The 18957-nt window shown below is 62.8% G+C and carries 21 protein-coding genes; 12 read left to right on the top strand and 9 right to left on the bottom strand.

Annotated features, from left to right (window positions below):
- Positions 1-15: 15 nt before the first annotated feature.
- The 4 genes from ACFRFQ_RS22630 to mrf are packed head-to-tail and all read right to left on the bottom strand — an operon-like array spanning position 16 to position 2308.
- Positions 16-627, bottom strand: coding sequence for a trimeric intracellular cation channel family protein (locus ACFRFQ_RS22630; RefSeq protein WP_092806959.1), 612 nt, complete (start codon positions 625-627; stop codon positions 16-18).
- 18 nt (positions 628-645) lie between these two features.
- A complete protein-coding gene (rpmF, locus tag ACFRFQ_RS22625) occupies positions 646-819 on the bottom strand; it encodes a 50S ribosomal protein L32 (protein WP_378662555.1) in 174 nt (57 codons plus the stop codon).
- A complete protein-coding gene (locus ACFRFQ_RS22620) occupies positions 819-1073 on the bottom strand; it encodes a type B 50S ribosomal protein L31 (RefSeq protein ID WP_378662552.1) in 255 nt (84 codons plus the stop codon). The genes rpmF and ACFRFQ_RS22620 overlap by 1 nt, the downstream gene beginning before the upstream one ends.
- Positions 1070-2308 (bottom strand): ribosome hibernation factor-recruiting GTPase MRF, encoded by a 1239-nt coding sequence (mrf, locus tag ACFRFQ_RS22615; RefSeq protein ID WP_378662549.1) that lies wholly within the window; start codon positions 2306-2308, stop codon positions 1070-1072. Before mrf ends, ACFRFQ_RS22620 begins: the two co-directional genes overlap by 4 nt.
- A 105-nt stretch (positions 2309-2413) precedes the next feature.
- Between mrf and rpmB the strand changes: the two genes are divergently transcribed.
- From rpmB to ACFRFQ_RS22580, 7 genes are all read left to right on the top strand, one after another.
- Positions 2414-2650: a 50S ribosomal protein L28 gene (gene rpmB, locus ACFRFQ_RS22610; RefSeq protein WP_378663311.1), complete on the top strand. Its 237-nt coding sequence runs from the start codon at positions 2414-2416 to the stop codon at positions 2648-2650.
- A 4-nt stretch (positions 2651-2654) separates the two neighbouring features.
- The gene (rpmG, locus tag ACFRFQ_RS22605) at positions 2655-2819 is read left to right on the top strand and encodes a 50S ribosomal protein L33 (protein WP_003946358.1); all 165 of its coding nucleotides are present in this window, start codon (positions 2655-2657) and stop codon (positions 2817-2819) included.
- A 2-nt stretch (positions 2820-2821) separates the two neighbouring features.
- Complete coding sequence (rpsN, locus tag ACFRFQ_RS22600; RefSeq protein ID WP_378662546.1) at positions 2822-3127, top strand: 30S ribosomal protein S14; 306 nt, start codon at positions 2822-2824, stop codon at positions 3125-3127.
- Between the two features lie 9 nt (positions 3128-3136).
- Complete coding sequence (gene rpsR / locus ACFRFQ_RS22595; RefSeq protein ID WP_003946414.1) at positions 3137-3394, top strand: 30S ribosomal protein S18; 258 nt, start codon at positions 3137-3139, stop codon at positions 3392-3394.
- Positions 3395-3506: 112 nt separating this feature from the next.
- Positions 3507-4442: an AEC family transporter gene (locus ACFRFQ_RS22590; protein WP_378662544.1), complete on the top strand. Its 936-nt coding sequence runs from the start codon at positions 3507-3509 to the stop codon at positions 4440-4442.
- Positions 4443-4461: 19 nt separating this feature from the next.
- Entirely contained in the window at positions 4462-4926 is a 465-nt protein-coding gene (locus ACFRFQ_RS22585; RefSeq protein WP_378662542.1) for a hypothetical protein, read from the top strand.
- Between the two features lie 115 nt (positions 4927-5041).
- Positions 5042-6403 (top strand): flavin monoamine oxidase family protein, encoded by a 1362-nt coding sequence (locus ACFRFQ_RS22580; RefSeq protein ID WP_378662539.1) that lies wholly within the window; start codon positions 5042-5044, stop codon positions 6401-6403.
- Between the two features lie 33 nt (positions 6404-6436).
- Here ACFRFQ_RS22580 and ACFRFQ_RS22575 read toward each other — a convergent pair whose 3' ends face one another.
- On the bottom strand, positions 6437-7954 hold the full coding sequence (locus ACFRFQ_RS22575; RefSeq protein ID WP_378662536.1) for a PucR family transcriptional regulator: 1518 nt from the start codon (positions 7952-7954) through the stop codon (positions 6437-6439).
- A gap of 172 nt (positions 7955-8126) precedes the next feature.
- Between ACFRFQ_RS22575 and ACFRFQ_RS22570 the strand changes: the two genes are divergently transcribed.
- From ACFRFQ_RS22570 to ACFRFQ_RS22560, 3 genes are all read left to right on the top strand, one after another.
- The gene (locus ACFRFQ_RS22570) at positions 8127-9557 is read left to right on the top strand and encodes a gamma-aminobutyraldehyde dehydrogenase (protein ID WP_378662533.1); all 1431 of its coding nucleotides are present in this window, start codon (positions 8127-8129) and stop codon (positions 9555-9557) included.
- A 250-nt stretch (positions 9558-9807) separates the two neighbouring features.
- Positions 9808-10707, top strand: coding sequence for a universal stress protein (locus ACFRFQ_RS22565; RefSeq protein WP_378662530.1), 900 nt, complete (start codon positions 9808-9810; stop codon positions 10705-10707).
- The gene (locus tag ACFRFQ_RS22560; protein WP_378662527.1) at positions 10704-12257 is read left to right on the top strand and encodes an APC family permease; all 1554 of its coding nucleotides are present in this window, start codon (positions 10704-10706) and stop codon (positions 12255-12257) included. The genes ACFRFQ_RS22565 and ACFRFQ_RS22560 overlap by 4 nt, the downstream gene beginning before the upstream one ends.
- Before the next feature lie 38 nt (positions 12258-12295).
- Here ACFRFQ_RS22560 and ACFRFQ_RS22555 read toward each other — a convergent pair whose 3' ends face one another.
- Entirely contained in the window at positions 12296-12907 is a 612-nt protein-coding gene (locus ACFRFQ_RS22555) for a TetR/AcrR family transcriptional regulator C-terminal domain-containing protein (RefSeq protein WP_378662524.1), read from the bottom strand.
- Between the two features lie 164 nt (positions 12908-13071).
- Between ACFRFQ_RS22555 and ACFRFQ_RS22550 the strand changes: the two genes are divergently transcribed.
- Entirely contained in the window at positions 13072-14016 is a 945-nt protein-coding gene (locus tag ACFRFQ_RS22550; protein ID WP_378662522.1) for a nitrilase-related carbon-nitrogen hydrolase, read from the top strand.
- Complete coding sequence (locus ACFRFQ_RS22545; RefSeq protein ID WP_378662519.1) at positions 14016-15041, top strand: agmatine/peptidylarginine deiminase; 1026 nt, start codon at positions 14016-14018, stop codon at positions 15039-15041. Before ACFRFQ_RS22550 ends, ACFRFQ_RS22545 begins: the two co-directional genes overlap by 1 nt.
- Here the strand turns inward: ACFRFQ_RS22545 and ACFRFQ_RS22540 are convergent, their stop codons facing one another.
- Genes ACFRFQ_RS22540 through ACFRFQ_RS22530 form a run of 3 tightly spaced genes read right to left on the bottom strand, consistent with a single transcriptional unit; the run spans position 15042 to position 18824 of the window.
- Positions 15042-16979: a VWA domain-containing protein gene (locus tag ACFRFQ_RS22540; RefSeq protein WP_378662516.1), complete on the bottom strand. Its 1938-nt coding sequence runs from the start codon at positions 16977-16979 to the stop codon at positions 15042-15044.
- Positions 16980-16989: 10 nt separating this feature from the next.
- Positions 16990-18366: an ATP-binding protein gene (locus ACFRFQ_RS22535; protein ID WP_378662513.1), complete on the bottom strand. Its 1377-nt coding sequence runs from the start codon at positions 18364-18366 to the stop codon at positions 16990-16992.
- Between the two features lie 53 nt (positions 18367-18419).
- Positions 18420-18824, bottom strand: a complete 405-nt coding sequence (locus ACFRFQ_RS22530) for a VOC family protein (protein ID WP_378662511.1) — start codon at positions 18822-18824, stop codon at positions 18420-18422.
- Between the last annotated feature and the right edge of the window lie 133 nt (positions 18825-18957).

The following is an 18957-nucleotide window of genomic DNA, read 5'->3' as shown; positions in this document are numbered from 1 at the left end:
TTCGGCGTGTCGCGGTCAGTCTTCGGTTCGGCGTGGTCCTGGCAGGCTCCAATGACGCCACAGCGCAAGCAATCTGAAGACGGCGGCAAACGCGGTGCCGACCACAAGGGCGCCGTTCGTCGACAATCCCCACGCCGAGACTGTGACCACCAACGCAGCGCCGAGGAGCGCCGGGACGGCGTAAAGATCCTTGTGCAGCAGCAACGGCACCTCGTTGACGAGGACGTCGCGGATCACGCCGCCGCCGATCGCCGCGGTGGCACCGATCAGCGTCGCGGCAAGCCCGCTGGCATTGTTCTCGAGGGCAATCACGGTTCCGGTACTGGCAAACAGGCCCATGCCCAACGCGTCGAGCGCGAGGATTTCACGGCGAAGTCGGTTGAGTGGCTCATGCAGGTAGAACACCACCAGCGACGTGAGCGCCGCCGTTCCGAAGTACGGCCAACTGCTCAGCGAACTCGGTGGATGGACGCCGAGTAGGACGTCGCGGACGATGCCGCCGCCGATGCCGGTGAACACGCCCACCGAGCACACCCCGAAGATGTCGAGACGCTTGGTGACGCCCACCAGGGCACCGGAAGCGGCAAACGCCACGATGCCCACCAGTTCGAGGATCGACAGCAGCACCGGCCAAGGATCGCACGGTCAGATGCGACGGGGGTCGATCACCCCGAGTCGAACTGCTTTGACCAGCCGTCGGGGAACCTTGTGGGTGCGGCCGAAGGCTGTGACCTCGACCAGATCGGGCGGTGTCGCTTTCCACTGAGCCCGCCGACTACGTGTGTTGGAGCGGGACATCTTCCGCTTGGGAACAGCCATCAGCGCGGCGTGCGCTTTCCGTAGCGGCGCTCGAACTTCTCGACGCGCCCAGCGGTGTCCATGACGCGTTGCGCTCCGGTCCAGAACGGATGTGAGTCGCTCGTGACGTCGACTACCAGCAGCGGGTAGGTGTTGCCGTCTTCCCAGTGCGTGGTTCGATCACTCGTCACCGTGGAGCGGGTGAGGAAGGTCTTGCCGGTGCTGGCGTCCTGGAACACCACGGGGTGGTAGTCGGGATGCAGTTGCTTTTTCATTCGTTTGCCTCTCGGGTCGATTCGGTTTCTGCGTAGGGTGATTCGGATTCGTCACACGGGTCCTCATGGAACTGACCGAACGGGTCGTCCCAGGTAGACCACGATTTTTCGTCGGCCAGTTCCTCGTCGGTGACCAATGCGTGTTGTAGCGTTCGGTCGATCTCGAGCGGGTTGGCGTCGCACACCAGCACCACCATCGAGGTCTCGCGGTCACCGAAACGCTCGTCCCATTTCAGAGCGCCCAGTACGCGTCGCTCGACCGGCACGCCCTCGAGTTCCTCGGCAGTCATGGCCGCCAGCCACGTGTCTGCGCTCGCAACCCGCAGGCCGCCGCCGGCGGATTCCAGCCAGAGCGCTTCTCCGGGTTGCGTCGCCACCCACACTCGTCCACGCGAGCACACGACGCCGTCGAGCAGGACGTCGATCGCGTCATGTAGACGTCCGGGATGGAACGGGCGGTTGGCGGTGAACTCGACGAGCATCACTCCACTGTCTTCGTCGAGCGGTGGCTGGAAGCGCAGCAGCGGCGAGTGCGCGTCGGAAAGTTCACCGCGCCTGGAATCGTCCGGCACCGCAAGGAGCACCTTCTCGATGTCGCCGCCCGCATCGACGACGGGTGCCCGTGGTGCAAGCCGCGCCAGGACGGCTCCCAGTCGGGTTCGTTGCCAGCTGTCGAGATCTGCCATTCCCTGCACGACGAGTGCGTCGGCGAACTCGACCTGACCGACGACGACCTGAGCCAGTGTCCGGTCGTCGTCGATGGCTTCGTCACTGAGCGCGTCGGTGAGCCAGCTTCCGGCGTCGATGCAGGTCACAACGGCGTCGATGCGAACATCTCGTTCGGCCGGACCGTCCAGTTGACCGACCACTCCGGCTACTACGACGTGCTCGATCGCCCAGCACAGCGCTTCGGGTTCGAGTTGGCGATCCAGCAGCAGGACAATGCGCTGAACCGAACTGCGAGCGTGTAGTCGACGCAGCAGCGGCAGTAAATCCTGGCGGAGTGTGCAGGACACGCAGCCGTGTGCGAGTTCGAGGATGGTCTCCCGTTCCGAGACCGTGTTGCCGGCGACTGTCGTGATCGTCCGTCGAACGCCGCCCTCGCGGACGTGACTCAGGTCGTGGTGCACCAGCACCGTTCCGGCCCGCAGTAGTGCGCGTGCCGTCGGTGCGGTGGTTTCGCTCATGCCGGCGACCAGGACCAGCGGAGTCCTGCCGTCCAGGATCGTGTTCACAGCGCAACCTTTCTGGGAATGATTGTCATTACCGAAGATGGACGCTACATTGATCTCACCGCATTGTCGAAAATGATTGTCATCTGCAATCTGAAAGGAACACTCATGTCGGCTCACTGCCAAGTGACCGGACGGGTGCCGGGATTCGGAAAATCCGTCTCGCACTCCCACAAACGTTCGAACCGGCGCTGGAACCCGAACATCCAGCGCAAGACGTACGCATTGCCGAGCGAAGGGCGTCGCATCACCCTCACGCTGTCCACGAAGGGCATCAAGACCATCGACCGCGACGGCATCGAATCCGTCGTCGCCCGAATCCGCGCCCGCGGCGAGAAGATCTGAGCAGATGGCCCGCAACGAGATCCGTCCGATCGTGAAACTGAAGTCGACCGCAGGCACCGGCTACACGTACGTGACCCGCAAGAACCGTCGCAACGACCCCGATCGACTCGTCCTGAAGAAGTACGACCCGGTGCTCCGCAAGCATGTCGATTTCCGAGAAGAGAAGTAGCCGTGGCCAAGAAGTCGAAGATCGCCAAGAACAACCAGCGACGGGTCGTCGTCGAGCGGTACGCGGCGCAGCGATCCGCTCTGAAGGAGACGATTCGCTCCCCGAAAAGCTCCCCCGAGGAGCGCGCGCAAGCCCAAGCGACCCTGCAACGTCTACCACGTGACGCGAGTCCGGTACGATTGCGCAATCGAGACGCTGCGGATGGACGTCCGCGCGGCCACCTGCGGAAGTTCGGGCTATCCCGGATTCGCGTGCGAGAAATGGCGCACCGTGGGGAACTGCCTGGCGTACACAAGTCGAGCTGGTAAGGAAGTCGGATGGCAGTCAAGCGTTCACCGTCGAAGAAGCCACGCCCCGTAGAGGGACGTAAGCCCAAGAAGAACCCGTTGTTCGCAGCGAAGATCACGCATGTCGATTACAAGGACATCAACTTGCTTCGCACGTTCATCTCGGACCGCGGCAAGATCCGTAGCCGTCGCGTCACGGGCCTGACCCCGCAGCAGCAGCGTCAGGTCGCCGTTGCAGTGAAGAACGCACGCGAAATGGCGTTGCTCCCCTTCACCGCCGCACGGTAGTCAAACGTAGAAGTACCGAAGAGGTCGCGCAGTCACTCGACTGCGCGGCCTTTTTGTTGCCCGGACTAAGATTTCCCGAAGTCGTTCATTCCAGTCGAGAGGTGCCCGCAGCGTGTCGGGAGTTGTTGCGGGTTTCACCGTAATTTTTGTTGTCATCGCGGTCGGGTATCTCCTCGGCCGCCTCGGCACGCTGGGCAGCCAGGGCCAGTTCGTTCTCGGCCGCCTCGTCTTCTTCGTCGCAACGCCTGCCCTGCTGTTCACGACCCTCGCGTCGTCCGATCTGTCGGTGATCTTCTCGCCCACCCTCGCAGTTGCGTCGGCAACAGCCTTCGGCGTCGGCGCTCTCTATGTGGTGATCGCAAAACTCTGGCTGCACCGACCGCTTCCCGAACTGACGATCGGCGCACTGTCCGCGTCCTACGTGAATTCGGCGAACCTCGGTATCCCGATCGCCGTTTTCGTTCTCGGCGACGCGACCTTCGTGGCGCCGCTCCTGCTGTTCCAGATCGTTGTGTACTCCCCGATCGCCTTGACGATCCTCGATCTGACGGCATTGCGCGGAGACGCCGAGAAACTGTCACTGCTCGACACGGTGACCGCTCCGTTCAAGAACCCGATTGTCCTCGCGGGTGCTGCCGGACTGATCGTCGCGTTGATCGGCTGGGTTCCGCCGCGGCCGCTGATGCAGCCGTTCGAACTGATCGGGGCAACGTCGGTACCCGGAGCATTGCTTGCGTTCGGCTTGTCCCTGTACGGCGTGCGGGTTCTCGAGAAAGGCTCGAGTCCGCGCCGGGACGTGGCATTGGCGTCGACGCTCAAGATTGTCGTCCAACCGGTGCTCGCCTATCTGATGGCGCATTACCTGCTCGGCATCGACGGTCACGAATTGTTTGCGATCGTGGTCGTCTCCACCTTGCCGACAGCTCAGAACGTCTTCATCTACGCAAGCCGTTATCGTCGCGGAATGGTGTTGGCCCGAGACAGTGCCTTTGTCACCACTTTGATATCAATTCCGGCAATTGCGCTGGTCACGGCGTTACTCGCATGACCAGGGTTACGGTGGATGCATGCGCGTAATCACTCTCGCCGTTCTGGCGGCCCTGGCATTGGCGGGATGTACCTTCGCTGCAGGTACCAACGTCGGCGTCGGGACTCCGAAAGTGCTTGCAGCGCAGGGCGCTGTTCCCGCCGATTGGGTCCGGGAATCGCCGGTCCCCACGGAGGTCGACGACACCGATATCGGCACGATGTTCGAGGATCGCCCGGATATCGTCGGCGCCGCGCCGACCATGTTCGAGTCGTGGTCGGAAGTGGACGACACCACGGTTGCAGTTCATTTCGTGACCGGAACGCCGGAATGTTACGGCGCACACACAACGCTCGACGAAACCGATGACGCGGTAGTCATCACGCTCCACACCGGGGCCCTGCCCGAGGCTGCGGACAGGATGTGCGTTCTCGTGGCGGTGTTCGGCTCACTTGACGTGCATTTGAGTAGGCCACTCGGCGATCGTGTTGTCGTCAACGGATAGCCGCACGCCTTTTCGTCAGAACTTCTGCGGGGCAACACTCCGTTTTGTCAGGTGTGGCGTGGGTCTCCTCACGACAGACTGAGATCAGTCACCCGTTCTACGAAGGAGCTCGCAAGTGCCTACTCTCCAGAGAGATGTCGCAATCGTCGGCGCCGGCCCCTCCGGTCTGGCAGCCGCAACCGCGCTGCGCAAAGCCGGCTTGTCCGTCGCCGTTCTCGAGGCGCGCGACCGCGTCGGCGGCCGCACCTGGACCGACACCGTCGACGGTGCCGTCCTGGAAATCGGCGGCCAGTGGGTCTCCCCCGACCAGACCGCGCTGATCGGGCTTCTCGACGAACTCGGCCTTACGACATTCGACCGATACCGCGAGGGCGAATCCGTCTACATCTCCACCATCGGCGAACGCACCCGCTACACGGGCGACTCCTTCCCCACGAACGACACCACAAAAAAGGAAATGGACCGTCTCATCGACGAGATGGACGACCTCGCAGCACAGATCGGCGCCGAGGAGCCGTGGGCGCATCCCCTCGCCCGCGATCTCGACACCGTCTCGTTCAAGCAGTGGCTGATCAATCAGTCCGACGACGCCGAAGCTCGCGACAACATCGGACTTTTCATCGCCGGTGGCATGCTCACCAAGCCGGCCCACGCGTTTTCTGCGCTGCAAGCAGTTCTCATGGCCGCCTCTGCCGGTTCGTTCTCCAATCTGGTGGACGAGGACTTCATCCTCGACAAGCGTGTGATCGGCGGAATGCAGCAGGTATCGATCCGCATGGCTGCTGCCCTCGGCGACGATGTCTTCCTCAACGCTCCTGTCCGCACCGTGCAGTGGACCGAAGACGGTGCAGTTGTGTTGGCGGACGGCGATGTTCGCGTCGAGGCGACCAAGGTCGTCCTGGCGGTCCCGCCCAATCTCTACTCTCGGATCTCCTACGATCCACCGCTGCCGCGCCGCCAGCACCAGATGCACCAGCACCAGTCCCTCGGCCTGGTCATCAAGGTGCACGCGGTGTACGAGACGCCGTTCTGGCGTGAAGACGGCCTGTCCGGCACCGGCTTCGGTGCATCCGAGGTAGTCCAAGAGGTGTACGACAACACCAACCACGAGGACGATCGTGGCACCCTGGTCGCCTTTGTCTCCGACGAGAAGGCCGACGCGATGTTCGAGCTCTCCGCCGAGGAGCGTAAGGCCACGATTCTCGCCTCACTCGCCCGCTATCTCGGCCCGAAGGCTACGGAGCCGGTCGTGTACTACGAGTCCGACTGGGGTTCGGAGGAATGGACCCGAGGCGCGTACGCCGCGAGCTTCGATCTCGGTGGTCTGCACCGGTACGGCGCCGATTCACGGACGCCGGTCGGCCCGATTCACTTCTCCTGCTCCGATATTGCCGCCGAAGGCTACCAGCACGTAGACGGCGCTGTACGGATGGGACAACGGACGGCGGCCGACATCGTCGCCCGAGTCAAGGCGTAATCCTTTTCGCCCCGATCATTGCCCGGCAGCCGGTTACGACTGCCGGGCAATGATCGCGAGTAGCAACTCCGCACGCACACGTGCCACGTCAAGACTGCAGTCGATCAGCGTCTCCACCTTTGCAATTCGACTGCGCAGCGTATGACGATGAACACCCATCGTGATTGCTGCCGCTTCCCAATGCCCGTTGGCTTCGAGGAAAGCTCGCAACGAAGTCAGCAACTCGGTGCCGTTGTCCCGGTCGTAGCGATCGAGCGGGGTGATCATCGTTTCCGCCAGCGTGTTCAGCACTTCCCGCGTGGAACTGAACGCCAGCAGCACGCTCCCCGTGAGTGCTGCGAATTCCAAAGGCTCTCCGCCGGTTTCCGCCGCCGACGCGCAGAGCTGTGATTGCTCGACCGTGGCCGCCAGTGCCAGCACCTCTCGTTTGCCGCTCAGACCCACCCTCAGCGAACGGCGATCGCCGGTTGCCACATCCCGCAGCAGCGCTCGAACGAAGTCCACGTCGTCGCTTCCACGCAGAACAACTGTGACGCGGGCGTCATGGACACGTGAGAAGAGCTGCCGGCCGGCTTTGTTCATGAACGACGCAATTTCGCTCGCGACTCGCGCCGCAACGTCCGGGGTGTCCGCCAGAACCGTCAGACCACGGATCATGCCATCTCCGTCTGCGGCCGGCCGGATCTGTTGCCATGCCGGGGCCGGGTCGCGATCCTCGGTCAGCAGAAGGCCGAGCGCGTGCGAGTTCAATTGATTCTGTGTTGCCAGCAATCTCGCCGGCTTCTCGAAGTCCAATGCCAGCAACGAGTTCGCGTGACCGAGCAGGATCTGATCGACATAGCTCAGTGGCGACGGGCTGATCACCGCAAGATACCCGTGCAAGGTTCGCCCGACGGATATCTGTTGCGCCGCAATGGACGCTCCGGAACTCGCGACGGTAACGCTGCTGGACGCGCGGCCACCCAAAGTTGCTCGCACCTCCTCGATCACGTCGTCTGCCGGCAGTTCGGGATAGCTCTCGAGCACCCGCCCCGCCGCGTCGAGCAGCAGGACCGACGCCGACGTCGCGATGGCGAGTTCACGCACCGTCGAGGCGGTTCCGCCGGAGATAACCGCGCGCGTCATCTTCGGTTGCGCCCGCGACGCCCGCAGAACCGCTTCGTATTCCTGTTCGGCCAGCCTGCTCATCACTCGTTTCACCACTGCAGCAAAGGGAGTCGGCAGCGGCACCTCGATCAGAGGCAAGCCGATTTCGTCCGCGACGGTAACCAGATCGGCCGGTACCTCGGGGTACGAGAGCCCGGTTCCGAATCCGACTGCGGCCACACCGGCCGCGTCGAGCATGCGGAGATACCGCCCACGTTTCTGCGCCGTCGACGGCAACCTGATGCCGGTCGTGAGGATGAATTCGCCGCCAGTCAACCATCGGAACGGGTCGAGCAGTTCCGTGGCGTGCGCGAATGTGATTTCACGGCCGATTCCCTGCGCCCCGCCTTTGAGTTCCAAAGCGAGGTCTTCCTGCGCCAACATCCACCGCACGGGGATCGCCATGCGGTGGACTGTACAACTCGGCGCGTCGATCCCAAAAGATTTCGCCTTTTTGGCAGCTGTCGAAATCTGTGAGGCAGCGCACACTTGCTGACACAGCCCCACACAGTGCGGGTTCGCGGTGCCGTTTCGTCTGGGCTGCGACCTCGTTCGACCGCGAGAGGAACCGGTACCGATGTCGATCGTCGTGCTCGAGAACTACATCAACGGTGAATTCGTCGCCTCGTCCGCGACGGAAACGCTCGACCTGATCAACCCGGTGGACGAGAGCATCGTCGGGCGTACGCCGATCTCCACCAAAGCCGATGTGGACGCCGCTGTCGACGCAGCGCAACGTGCCTTCGAGGCGTGGGGCAAGACAACACCGAGTGTCCGCCAGGCCGCACTCCTCAAGCTCGCCGACGCGATCGAAGCGCACAGCGACGAAATCGTTGCCGCCGAGAGCGCAAACACCGGCCAGGCGCACCAGATGATCGCCGACGAGGAAGTCAAGGTCGGCGCCGATCAGATGAGGTTCTTCGCCGGGGCCGCCCGCCTCCTCGAAGGTAAGGCTGCCGGGGAGTACATGGAGGGTTTCACCTCCTACGTCCGTCGTGAGCCCATTGGCGTCGTCGGTCAGGTCACGCCGTGGAACTACCCGTTCATGATGGCGCTGTGGAAGATCGGACCCGCACTCGCGGCCGGCAACACCATCGTCCTCAAGCCGAGCGACACCACCCCGGGCAGCACGCTGGTCCTGGCCAAGCTGTCCAAGGGAATCCTGCCGGACGGCGTGTTCAACGTCGTGCTCGGCAACGGCGGGACCGGCGCGACGTTGGTGCAGAATCCGGCCCTCGGCCTCGTCTCCATCACCGGTTCCGTACGCGCGGGCATCGCGGTCGCCGTGTCCGCGGCGCAGCAGCTCAAGCGCGCCCACCTCGAACTGGGCGGCAAGGCGCCTGCCATCGTGTTCGACGACGTCGACATCGAGAAAACCGCCACCGGTATCGCCGAGGCCGCGTTCTTCAACGGCGGACAGGACTGCACCGCAGCCACCCGCGTCATCGTCCATGAATCCATTCACGATCAGCTTGTCGACGCTCTCGTGCGAAATGCCGAGAAGCTGCGTCCCGGCGCCCCGACCGATCCCGATGCCTTCTACGGACCGCTCAACAACATCAACCACTTCAACGCCGTGAGCGACAAGATCGCGAACCTGCCGGCGTCGGCAACGATCGTTACCGGCGGAAAGCGTTCGGGCGAAACCGGATTCTTCTTCGAGCCGACCATCATCACCGGTGTCGCACAATCCGACGACATCGTGCAGGAAGAAACCTTCGGTCCCATCCTCACGGTCCAGCGCTTCTCCGACGAGAACGAGGCGATCACCCTCGCCAACGACGTCCGATTCGGTCTCGCTTCGAGCATTTGGACCAAGGATCACGGTGTCACACAACGGCTCTCCGCTGCGCTCGACTTCGGAGCGGTGTGGATCAACTGCCACATCCCGCTCGTCGCCGAGATGCCGCACGGCGGCTTCAAGTACTCCGGATACGGCAAGGATCTCTCGGCCTACGGAGTCGAGGACTACACCCGTCTCAAGCACGTCATGAGTTCGCACGACTAGTCGCTGTCCCCTCCTGCTGTGGGGGGGTTTTTTAATACGCCGCGGGTAAAAAGAGCGCAAGCAAAAAGAACCAGACGCGCACAAAAACCACAAACCCGCGAAGAAGGGTGAAAAACCCCCCCCCCCCCGACACACCCTTGTATGGTGTACCCACAAATTGCGGCGCCCCCCCCCTGGTGGCCCCTTTTTTACCCCCCCCGGTTTAAAAACCGCCCCACAGCAGATTCCTCCGATCCGGAAAAGAGCCACCATGCGCCTTATCGTCGGATACCTCGCCACACCCAGCGGTAAAGACGGGCTGGTCCTCGGGACGCAGCTCGCGCGCAGTCTCGGCGCGCAACTCGACATCTGCATGGTCCTCCCTCCGGACCGAACGCTCCCGGCCAAGATTCCCTCGGAAGCCGGCTACGACGACATCCTCGCCGCCCGCGCGCACGAGTGGCTTGCCGAGGCGAAAGCGTCGGTACCCGAAGACATTCAGGTAGAAGTACACCTGAGTTTCCACGAGTCGTTTGCTCAAGGACTACTGGACGAGGTTGATCGACTGGGCGCGCTGGCGATTGTCGTGGGTGCGTCCGGCGACGGTCTACTCGGCCGACACTCGATAGGTTCGGTATCTACCGAACTGCTGCACTCGGCGCACGTCCCGGTGGCATTGGCGCCGCGCGGAACGCGGCACTCGTCGGCGTCGGCGATTCGTGAGGTCACGTGCGCCCTCGGCACCCGGGTCGGCGCCGATATCGTCTTGAACACGGCTGTGCGCACCAGCGAACTGATGCATGTTCCACTGCGACTGGTCTCGTTGGTGGCGTTGGATCCTCAGAACGATCTGCGCGATCACCGCGACACCGCCGAGTCGGCGAGAGAGCGCGCGCGAAGTCACGCTCAGGAAACACTCGACGTCGCACGGGCCGCGCTGCCCGAGGAGGTTCCCATCGAGGTCATCATCGCCGACGGTTCCACGGTGGAATCAGCGGTGCGCCAACTTGACTGGCAGGACGGCGATCTCGTCATGGTCGGCTCCAGCCGCCTCGCGCAACCACGCAAACTTTTCCTGGGTTCCACCGCCGCCAAGATGCTGCGCGTGTTGCCCGTTCCCATGGTCGTAGTGCCCAAGCACGAATTCACCCAGCCGGAGGCACTGTCATGACGAGCAACGAAACTACGCAGCCACCGGCCGGCAGTGAACTGAGCTCCAAAGGTCTCGCCACCGGCAAGATCGGCATGATCTCCGGCGCAGTTCTCGGAATCTCCTCGGTAGCACCGGGTTACACCCTGACTGCCAGTATCGGCTTGATCGTCGCCGCCGTCGGTCTCAAGATGCCGGCCATCTTCATCGCCGGCTTCATTCCGATGTTCCTCACCGCATACGCCTATCGCGAACTGAACTCCGACACTCCTGATTGCGGGGCGTCATTCACGTGGTCCACCAAGGCATTCGGCCCGTACGTCGGCTGGATGTGCGGTTGGGGCATGGTGATCGCCACCATCATCGTGCTGTCCAATCTCGCCGCCATTGCGGTCGACTTCTTCTACTTGTTCATCGCCCGTGTCGTCGACAACCCGTCGATCGCGGATCTACCGGGTAACAAACTCGTCAACGTCGGCACCACGCTGGTGTTCATCGCCCTGGCCACCTGGATAGCAAGTCGAGGAATCACCACCAGCGAGCGCGTGCAGTTCGCGCTCGTCGGATTCCAGATGGTGTTGCTCGTCGTCTTCGCCGTCGTCGCGCTGGTTCATGTCGGTGCCGGCGACGCTCCGGCCGGTCTGTCGTTCGACTCGAGCTGGTTCAACCCGTTCAGCGGACTCGCCATCGGCGCATTTGTCATCGGCCTTACCGGTTCGATTTTCGCCTTCTGGGGCTGGGACACCTGCCTGACGCTGGGCGAGGAATCGAAAAACCCCAAGAAAACGCCCGGCCGCGCCGGACTACTGTGTGTTGCAACGATTCTCCTGACCTACCTGCTGGTTGCCGTTGCCGCGATGATGTACGCCGGCGTCGGTGAGGAAGGCCTCGGCCTCGGAAATCCCGACAACTCCGAGAACGTCTTCGGCGCATTGGCAGACCCCGTGCTGGGCGACTGGGGCGGAATGCTCCTCTTCCTTGCCGTCTTCGTATCCTCGGTCGCCAGCCTTCAGACCACATTCCTCCCGGCAGCACGAACCATGCTCGCGATGGGCGCGTACGGAGCCTTCCCCAAGAAGCTCGCCGAGGTATCCCCCCGGTTCCTGGTGCCGTCCTACGCGACGGTGGTTGCCGGCGCAGTCACGGCAGTGTTCTACACCGTCGTCACGTTCCTCTCCGAAAGCGCTCTCCTCGACACGATTGCCGCGCTGGGCATCATGATCTGCTGGTACTACGGCATCACGGCGTTTGCGTGTATCTGGTACTTCCGCCGCACCGTGTTCGACAGCATGCGCAACTTCGTGTTCCGCCTGGCGTTCCCGCTACTGGGTGGCTTGATGCTGCTCGCGGTGTTCGCCATCTCGATCCAGGAGAGCATGGACCCCGAAAACGCGAGTGGCGCTTCGATCGGCGGAATCGGCCTGGTGTTCTTCCTGGGCTTCGGAATCCTGATCCTCGGCGCTGTACTGATGATGGTTATGCGGGTGCGCAACCCGGAATTCTTCCAGGGCAAGACCCTCAACCGTGACACCGTCGCGTTGCGCGACGAAAGTGATCTCAGTTCGACGTAGGAGAAAGTGACCTCAGTTCGACGTAGGAGAAAGTGATCTCAGTTCGACGTAGGAGACTGGGCAACCAACCCCGCGATCAGTACGCGTAAACCGAATTCGAAGGCGGCATCGGCACGTTCGGGATTTTTCCCCGACGTCGCCAATGCCGCCTTCATGGCGTCGTTCACTTCTGGTCCGGCGACCCATTGGACCTCCGGCGCTGCCAGATCCAACGCTGAACCGAGAACAAAGCTGTCGACGGTCGTGATCGCATGGAGCGTCTGCGACGGATCGAATCCACCATCCGAGAATGCCTGCGCCAGTGCGTTGTACAGGCCGAAGGCAACACCAGCTTGCACCGTCTGCGCAGTGAAGAGTGGTATCAATCGAGGATGCTCGGCGTAGCTGCGTCGATATTCGGACGCCAACGCCGCGACGGTGTCAGTCCACGATCCGTCAACCGATTCGAGATCGATGCCCGCCATCGATTGCGCTCTCATCAGTTCGATGATCTCCGCCCGCCCGGACACATGGTTGTACAGCGAGGACGGCCGCACCTTCAGTCGTCCCGCGAGTCCCGGCATGGTGAAGTCGCCGGTTTCGTCCACCGATTCGATTGCCGCCACGGTGATGATTTCGGGCGAGAGCAGTCGTTGCGATGGCCGCGGCATGTGTCCTCCTGTGTGGTCCGAGCGGTTCGAACTTCGAGCGCTGGTGCAGACGCCGCAAAAACAATTCCCCGAAAGTCCTTGATCGATCAGCGCTCACCCACCATACTTAACGAATCACATTCGTTTTACGTTGAACGTCGAACACCGAGCTCCGAGGACACCCCATGCTGACGATCACCGCCCTCACTCCACCCGAGTCTCTAGCCGCGACTTCGCCCTCCACATCTGCCCCACTGCGAGTAGGTCTCGTCCAACATCGCTGGCACGAGGACCAGAACGACCTCCGCGCCGAACTGAGTGAAGGCATCGCGGCTGCAGCGACGTCGGGCGCTTCAGTGGTCTTCCTTCCGGAGTTGACGCTCAGCCGCTACCCCGCCTCCACCCCGGCCGGCGACAATCCCGGACGCGAAGCGGAAGACCTGCTCACCGGACCCACACTCGACTTCGCAGCCAAGGCTGCCACGGAGAACCAGGTCCTCGTTCACGCGTCGCTGTACGAGCGGAGCGAGGCCGAGGACGGTCTGGGATTCAACACCGCCATCCTCGTCTCGCCCGACGGGGAACTTCTCGCACGAACCCGCAAGCTCCACATTCCCGTGACAGCCGGATACTACGAGGACACGTACTTCCGCGGCGGTCCCGCCGCGGACGCGTACCCCGTCCACGAGGCACTCGGCGCCAAGTTCGGGCTCCCGACGTGCTGGGACGAGTGGTTCCCCGAGGTTGCGCGCGCATACTCGCTCGCCGGTGCCCAGGTCCTGGTGTACCCCACGGCGATCGGTTCGGAGCCCGATCACCCGAACTTCGACACCCAACCGCTGTGGCAACAAGTTATCGTCGGAAACGGTATAGCGAACGGCACGTTCATGGTTGTCCCCAACCGCTACGGCAGTGAAGGCCTCATTACCTTCTACGGTTCGTCGTTCATCTCGGACCCGTACGGGCGCATCCTCGTTCAGGCTCCCCGCGACGAATCAGCCGTTCTGGTAGCCGATCTCGATCTGCAGCAACGTGACGACTGGCTTGCATTGTTCCCGTTCCTGGCAACGCGTCGTCCCGACACGTACTCGGCGCTGACCGCACCGGTGAACACTGCTGGAGTCAACTGATGACCTGGCGTATGCCCGCGGAAAGTGAACCGCACGAACGTACCTGGATGGCGTACCCCAGCGCCGGATACTCCCTCGGGGACACCGCGGAAGAACAGCACGAAGCGCGCTCGACGTGGGCTGCCGTCGCCCACGCCGTAGCAGAGTTCGAGCCGGTCACTGTCGTCGTGGATCCAGCGGAGGCCGAAGAAGCACGAAAGTACCTGTCCGAGAAGATCGACATCGTCGAAGCGCCGCTCAACGACGCGTGGATGCGCGACATCGGACCGACATTCGTTCTGTCCGAGGATGGCCGTCTCGGCGGAGTCGACTGGGTGTTCAACGGTTGGGGCGCCCAGGAGTGGGCGCAGTGGGACAAGGACTCGAAGATCGGCAGGTTTGTCGTCGAGCAGTCCGGGGCCCAGTTGGTCGACTCACCAATCGTCAACGAGGGCGGCGGTATTCAGGTCGACGGCCTCGGCACCGTTCTGGTCACCGAAACCGTCCAACTCGATCCGGGACGCAACCCCGAGCTGACAAAAGCCGACATCGAGGCCGAACTCGCGCGCACCATCGGCGCCAAGCACGTGATCTGGCTGCCGCGCGGATTGACTCGCGACCAAGAGACCTACGGAACCCGCGGACACGTCGACATCGTCGCGGCCATCTCTTCCCCCGGCGTGGTACTCGTCCACGACCAACGCAACCCGATGCATCCGGACTACGCGGTCAGCAAGACGATCATCGCGTTGTTCGAACGCTCGACCGACGTCGGCGGGCGGCCATGGAAGGTCATCCGAGTACCCGCGCCCGAGATCCTGCACGACGACGAGGGATTCGTCGACTACAGCTACATCAATCATCTTGTGGTCAATCGCGGTGTGATCGCCTGCAGCTTCGACGATCCCGCCGATGCCGAAGCGGTCGAAATTCTTTCAGCCGCTTATCCCGGACGAACCGTCGTCACTGTCGACGCCAGGCCACTGTTCGAACGCGGCGGCGGAATCCACTGCATCACCCAGCACCAACCTGCGGAACAAAACTGACTAGTGACGGCCCCGCATGTAGTCGCTCACCACGGCTGCGCCGAGACCGTCGACATCAGGAGCTATAACGCGTCCGCCCACGCGGTGCGCCATGCGATCGACCACCCTGGCCAGCCCAGGATCCTCACCGAGCCGGAAGAACGTGACCTTGGCGCCCAGCCTGGCCACCGCGTCGAGTGCGCGAACCGTAAGTCCTAGGGTCCGTGCACTCGGCGGGTAATCGAACCGTGCTTCGCCGTCGGCTTCGAGGTGAGCCGTCGGCTCACCGTCGGTGACGATCAGTACCACCGGCTGCGCGTTGGAATGGCGTCGAAGGTGCCTGGCAGCCAACAAGAGCGCATGGTGGAGGTTGGTTCCCTGGTCCCACGCGCCGTCCAAGCCCGCCAACTCCGACGGGTTCAGTACATGTGCGTGGCGTCCGAAGGCGATGAGTTGCAGTTCATCACTGCGGAATCTGGTGCTCACCAGATGATTGAGTGCTAAAGCGGTGCGCTTCATCGGCACCCAGCGATCCTCCATCACCATGGAGAACGACGTATCCACCAACAACGCGACGGCGGCCTGACTACGCTGCTCCGTTTCGGCAACCTCGACGTCGACGACGCTCAGCCGCACCGGCATTCGGCCGGGATCACGCAGAACCGCGTTGGTGATCGTTCGCGTCACATCCCACGGTTCTGTGTCGCCGAACTCCCATTCCCGGCTCGCCCCGGTGGGTTCGCCCATCGAACCGGCCCGACGCGTATCCCGTTGTCCGTTCCGCGAAGACAACTGACCGGCAACGTCGCGCAGCGCGGTCTGTCCGAGTTGGCGCATCGCCTTGGGCGACAGGCGCCATTGGCCGTCGGGCGCCCGATCGAAGAAGCCCTGTTCCTGCAAAGCCTTTTCGAGTTCGGCGAGTGTACGTGCGTCGGCTGCGGCTTCGTCGCCGAGTTGCCGCGCGAGCAACTCGGGATCGATGTCGTCGAGTTGTGCACCCGCATACTGTTGGGAGAGTTGATCTGCCAGCGATTCCAGCTCGGCGATGTCCGACAGTGCGCCTGTCCCCTCTCCCAAGCCCAGTCCGTTGTCGCCGCGGAACTGTTGCGAACCTTCCCAGTCCTCCCCTGGCCGCGCGGCCTGCAGATACTGATCCAGTTTTCCCAGTTCGTCGATCAGGCTCGGATCACCGAAAGCCTGCTGCGCCAGCGCATCCAACTCGTCACGTTGCTCTTGCGACAGTGAGTTCCGTAGGCGCTGCGCGGCAGCGGCGCGTTGCGCGAGTGAGTCGAGCAGTTCCTCGACATTGCGGGGGTTGTCGGGAAAATACTCCCCGTACTTGTCCATGAACTCCGCGAACTGCTCCGGAGTGTCAACACCTCGTTCGTGAGCGTCGAGCAGTTGATTCAGATCTGCCAGCATCTGGCGAATCTGCTCACGATCCTCGTCGGTAGCACCCTCGAGCGCCTGCTTCATTCCTGAGAATCGCTGATCGAGAACCTCACGTCCGAGTAGGTCACGAATCTTCTCGTAGTCGGCTCGTGCCTGCTCGCTGCGCCAGTTGTAATCGGCGAGTTCCTGAACCGCCTGAGCCGTCGACGGTGGCAACTCCTCGATGCGCATTTCGTTGAACCGGGCATCGTCGTCGAGAGCGCGCGCCAACTCCTTGCGCTCTTCGAGCACTGCCTTGTCCAGTAATTTCCGGGCCTCGTCGAGAGTTCCGCCGAGGTTGTTGCGGCGCAACAGTTCACGTCGACGCCGATTCGCCTGGGCAGCGAGGTCGTCGAGCCCGCGCATGTCCCGGTTGCCGCGCCGCAGGAGCTCGCGCAGCGCGTGGCGAGGCGACGTGCCGGACAGCACGTCGTCACCGATCGCCGCCAACGCCTCTCGCAGATCTACCGGCGGCGCCAGCGGATCAGGGCCGCCGTCGTACGGTCCGTAGCGCGGATTGTGAATCATCGCCCGCTCCTTACGAGTACACCGAGCGGCCGCCCGGGCCTTGATCTTTGGAGATCCGCCGTGCGAGGTAGAGCCCCTCGAGTGCCAACTCGGCACCCGCGGCACGCTCACCGTCGGATTGGGCACCGAGGCGTTCGGCGATCTCGTCCAGAACCTCGATCTCCGGCAGTTCGTCGAGAAGTGCCTTGGCCGTGACGGATTCACCCGTGACGATGGTGTTACCCATCTCCACGGCAGCAACCAACATCCCCAGGTCGATTCCGCCCAGTCGCACCCGGACGGTATCTGCCGTCGCTCGACGCAACAGGTGCTCGAGTACCTCGAGTTCACGGCCTTCTTCGCCGGATTCGAACTCCACCTTGCCGCGCAGAACTTCCACCACCGAGTCCAGATCCACCGGTCTCGCAACAGGATCCGCTTCACCGAGAACAGCAGCGCGTCGTACTGCTGCGGCACTGACAGTTTCGGCACCGGCCACGGCAAACCGGGCAGACACGCCTGAACGTTGGTCCACCGAGGTGGACTCACGGAGCAGTCGGGTGAAGCGGGCAAGGATCTCGAGCAGGTAGTCGGGAACCTCCGCCGCGAGATGCGCTTCCTGCTCGATCACGGCAATTTCGTCCATCAATTCGACCGGATAGTGGGTACGAATCTCGGCACCGAAACGGTCTTTGAGTGGCGTGATGATGCGCCCGCGGTTGGTGTAGTCCTCGGGGTTGGCGCTTGCCACCAACAGCACGTCGAGCGGGAGCCGCAACGTGTATCCACGTACCTGGATGTCCCGCTCTTCCATTACGTTGAGCAGAGACACCTGAATGCGCTCGGCGAGATCGGGCAGTTCGTTGATCGCGACAATCCCGCGATGCGCGCGCGGTACGAGGCCGAAGTGAATGGTTTCGGGGTCACCGAGGCTGCGTCCCTCGGCGACCTTGACCGGATCGACGTCACCGATCAAGTCCGCGACCGAAGTATCGGGAGTCGCGAGTTTCTCGGAATACCGCTCGCTGCGGTGACGCCACGCCACCGGCAGATCGTCGCCCAATTCCTTGGCCCGGCGAATCGAAGCCGGCGTAATCGGCTCGTACGGGTGCTCCCCCAGTTCCGATCCTTCGATGACGGGCGTCCACTCGTCGAGCAGCAGGCCGAGCGTACGAAGCACTCTCGTCTTGCCCTGCCCACGTTCGCCGAGGAGAACGACGTCGTGGCCGGCGATCAGGGCCCGCTCGAGTTGCGGAGCGACAGTGTCCTCGAACCCGACTATCCCGGGCCAAGGATCGCGGCCGTCCCGCAACGAGGCGAGAAGGTTCTCCCGTATTTCTTCTTTGACACTCCGTTGCACGTGTCCGGCGGCGCGTAGCTCACCGAGGGTCTTGGCGACAGTCACCACACCAAGTTACGAGCATTTGCGTGATTGCGCCGCGCGCCGAGAAAGATTCGAGGTCAGCCCTCCACGTGAGACTGGTCCATCCAGATGATTTCCCAGATATGACCGTCGGGATCCTGGAAGCTGCGGGAGTACATGAATCCGTGGTCCTGAGTGGCATTTCCAGCGCTACCACCGGTCGCGAGCGCCTTGTCGACAATGGCGTCCACCGCCTCACGAGTCTCCGCCGACAAACCTAACAGCGCTTCCGTCGACGTAGACGTGTCGGCGATTTCCTTCGACGTGAAGGTCTTGAAAAATGGCTCTGCCAGCAACATCACGACAATTTCGTCGCTGATGACGATCGACGACGCGTTGTCGTCGGAGAACTGCGGATTCTTGGCGTATCCCAGTCCCTCGTAGAACGTGGTTGCCCTACCCAGGTCCGTGACAGGCAGGTTGAGGAAGAACATGGTCGACATGGTGTCCCTTTCCGGATGATCTACTGTGCGCCTTTATCAACGTCGGGCTCACGTGGTTGACGCAACGAGCGATGTGCGAAACCTTTCCAACGGAGTATCCCATTCAAGGGTTTTGCGGGGCCGTGAGTTGAGC

The sequence above is a fragment of the Rhodococcus sp. NPDC056743 genome (assembly GCF_042790355.1).
Classification (GTDB): Bacteria; Actinomycetota; Actinomycetes; order Mycobacteriales; family Mycobacteriaceae; genus Rhodococcus_F.
Note: the sequence above shows the minus strand (reverse complement) of the source record. Positions and strands in the feature narration are given on the sequence as shown.